The organism is Ancylobacter sonchi (assembly GCF_018390695.1).
GTDB lineage: Bacteria > Pseudomonadota > Alphaproteobacteria > Rhizobiales > Xanthobacteraceae > Ancylobacter > Ancylobacter sonchi.
The window spans coordinates 1-2,682 of the sequence record NZ_JAHBGF010000023.1 but is presented as its reverse complement, the minus strand read 5'-3'; the positions used below and the strand labels follow the sequence as shown (position 1 = coordinate 2,682).

At 66.5% G+C, this 2,682-nt stretch carries 4 protein-coding genes; all 4 read left to right on the top strand.

Annotation, left to right across the window (positions count from 1 at the left end):
• Positions 1-293: DUF2840 domain-containing protein (locus KHC28_RS14425; protein WP_214009073.1), on the top strand; the 293-nt coding region annotated here is incomplete at its 5' end.
• Entirely contained in the window at positions 290-835 is a 546-nt protein-coding gene (locus KHC28_RS14420; RefSeq protein ID WP_214009072.1) for a S26 family signal peptidase, read from the top strand. The genes KHC28_RS14425 and KHC28_RS14420, both read left to right, overlap by 4 nt.
• Before the next feature lies 1 nt (position 836).
• The gene (locus tag KHC28_RS14415) at positions 837-1,499 is read left to right on the top strand and encodes a lytic transglycosylase domain-containing protein (RefSeq protein ID WP_214009071.1); all 663 of its coding nucleotides are present in this window, start codon (positions 837-839) and stop codon (positions 1,497-1,499) included.
• A gap of 243 nt (positions 1,500-1,742) precedes the next feature.
• A partial coding sequence (locus tag KHC28_RS14410) for a relaxase/mobilization nuclease domain-containing protein (protein ID WP_376772699.1) occupies positions 1,743-2,682 on the top strand: 940 nt, incomplete at its 3' end.

Below are 2,682 nucleotides of genomic sequence, written 5' to 3'. Positions count from 1 at the left end.
CCGTGGCCTCCCGCCTCGACATCGTGCGCTGCGTGGCGCCGGGCGAGAGCTACCAGACGCTGCCCTTCGTGCGCCCCGGCGGCGAAATCCTGCTGCGGGTGGATGGCTGGCCGAAGGTCGAGAAAATCCTTCAGCACATCGACGCCATCGCGGCGATCGGCATCGATGGGGCAACCGTCGCCCCTGATCACTGGGGGCATGTCGCGCACCGCATCAGTGTCGGATTCGAGCCGCGCGCCTATAGCATGGAGCGCCATCAGGCGTGGCTGAAGCGGCGGGAGTGCGAACAATGAACCGCGCCGCTTATGTGCTGATGACGACGGCCGCCAGCGTCGGTGTGGCCTTGGCCACCACGGTGCCGACGCCGGTCAAATTGATCTGGAATGTCTCGGCGAGCGTTCCTGTCGGGCTCTATTCTGTCGAGCCGACCGATGATCTCGAGATCACCGATCTGGTCGCGGTAATGCCGCCACCGCCGCTCGCCACGTTCCTCATCGCCCGGGGCTATCTCGGCGAAGGCACGCCGCTGCTGAAGCGCGTGATGGGGCTTCCGGGGCAGGAGGTCTGCCGTCTCGGTGACGCAGTCACCGTCAATGGCGTGCCGCTGGGCGAAGCCCTTAGGCGTGATCGCTTGGGCCGGGACCTGCCGGTTTGGCAAGGGTGCCGACGTCTCGCTCCCGGTCATCTGTTCCTGATGAACCCGGACGTCGGCGACAGTCTCGATGGGCGCTACTTTGGCCCTATGCCGGCGACGACCGTCATCGGGCGGGCAATGCCACTCCTCACGGATGAAGCAGGCAACAGAGACTTCATCTGGCGCGCGGCGGTGCGCTGACATGCATCGCGGTGCGCTCTTTCTCGCATCCGGACTGTTGATCGGCGGTACGTCGCTTGGCTCTGCCAGCGCGCAACCTATGGCACCAACTGCAGCGTATTCGGTAACGTCCTATGCTGCCGTTATCGACGAAGCCGCGCAGCGCTTCGAGCTTCCGGCCAGCTGGATCCGTGCCGTCCTGCGGGCCGAGAGCGGCGGCGATCCGCGCGCCGTCTCGCCTGCCGGTGCCATGGGGCTGATGCAGATCATGCCCGTGACCTGGGACGAGCTTCGCATCCATCACGGTCTCGGCGCCGATCCGTTCAACCCGCGCGACAACATCCTCGCCGGTGCCGCCTATCTGCGCCAGCTCCATGACCGCTATGGTAGCATCCGCGCCATGCTCGCGGCCTACAATGCCGGGCCTGCGCGCTATGAGGCCTCGCTTGCCGGCAAGCCGTTGCCGCCGGAGACGCACACTTACATCGCGGCTCTCGCGACCATCCTCGACAAAGAGTCTGCAGCCGGCGCCACCGGATTGGTGCGTCCAATGGCGCAAAGCTGGCGCGAGGCTCCGCTGTTCGCCACGCCGCCCGCGCGCAGCTATCCAGTCGAAGCCGCGTTCCTCGCGCCAGGATCGGACGCGCTGTTCGTTGCACCTTCGCCATCGCGGAGGGCATCATGAGCAGGCTGCTCCGCTTTCGCATGGTGTCGGGCTCTGGCGTTCCATGGCGAGCAAGGAAGCGCAGGACAGGGACCACGACCGCACGAGGGCAGGATAAAAGGGCGCACAGTGCGCGGCGGTCGTGGTGTTGTTTTTTCAGGTGTTTTCCGCGCCCTCCGCACGTTGCGGAGCCAAACCACACGTTTCACGCGTCCCCCAAATGGCGACGCATCAACGCTTCATCACACATTGCGAGGCTTCGCCATGAGCGATGATCGCGAGTTCCACGTCCGTCCCGGCCGCATCCGCTCGACCCGCGCCCAGCAGGCCCGACCTTTCATCGCCCAGGCGCTCGCCGCGGCCCGGAAGGCCGGCGGCGGGGTCTCTCGCTCCGGCAAGATTGCCGCCGGCAACCGCTCGCGTTTCGGCAGCGGGCAGGTTGCCAGCCTTCAGGTCAGCCGCCGGATCACGCCGCACTCGCGTGGCGCCGTGGTGAAAGCCCGCGTCGTGCGACACACCGCCCGTGCGGGCTCCCTCAGTCAACACCTCACCTATCTCCGCCGCGAGGGGGTGACCCGCGACGGTGAGAAGGCGCGGCTGTTTGGTCCCGAGATCGAGAGCGTGGATGTCGACGCCTTCGCTGAGCGCTGCCGCGAGGACCGTCACCATTTCCGCTTCATCATCTCGCCTGACGACGCGTTGGAGATGGAGGATCTGCGCACCTTCACACGTGACCTCACCCGGCAGATGGAAAAGGACCTCGGCACCGGTCTCGACTGGGTCGCCGTCGATCACTGGAACACCGAGCATCCCCATGTGCACCTGATCGTCCGTGGCCGCCGCGACGATGGCCAGGATCTCGTGATCTCCCGTGACTACATCAAGGAGGGCATGCGCGATCGCGCCCGTGACCTGATCACCCAGGAACTCGGCCCGCGCACCGAGCTCGATATCCGCCGGGGTTTGGAACGCCAGATCGAGGCCGAGCGCTGGACCGAGCTCGATCGGCAGCTCGTGCGCGAGACCCGCGAGAGCGGCATCATCGACATGGCGCCGGTTCTCGGCCGGCAGCCCGACGACTACCATGCGCTGAAGATCGGGCGTCTCAGGAAGCTGGAGGCGCTTGGCCTCGCCACCGAGATCGGCAACGCGCAATGGGTGGTGGAGCCGGAAGCCGAGGCTACATTGCGCGCGCTCGGTGAGC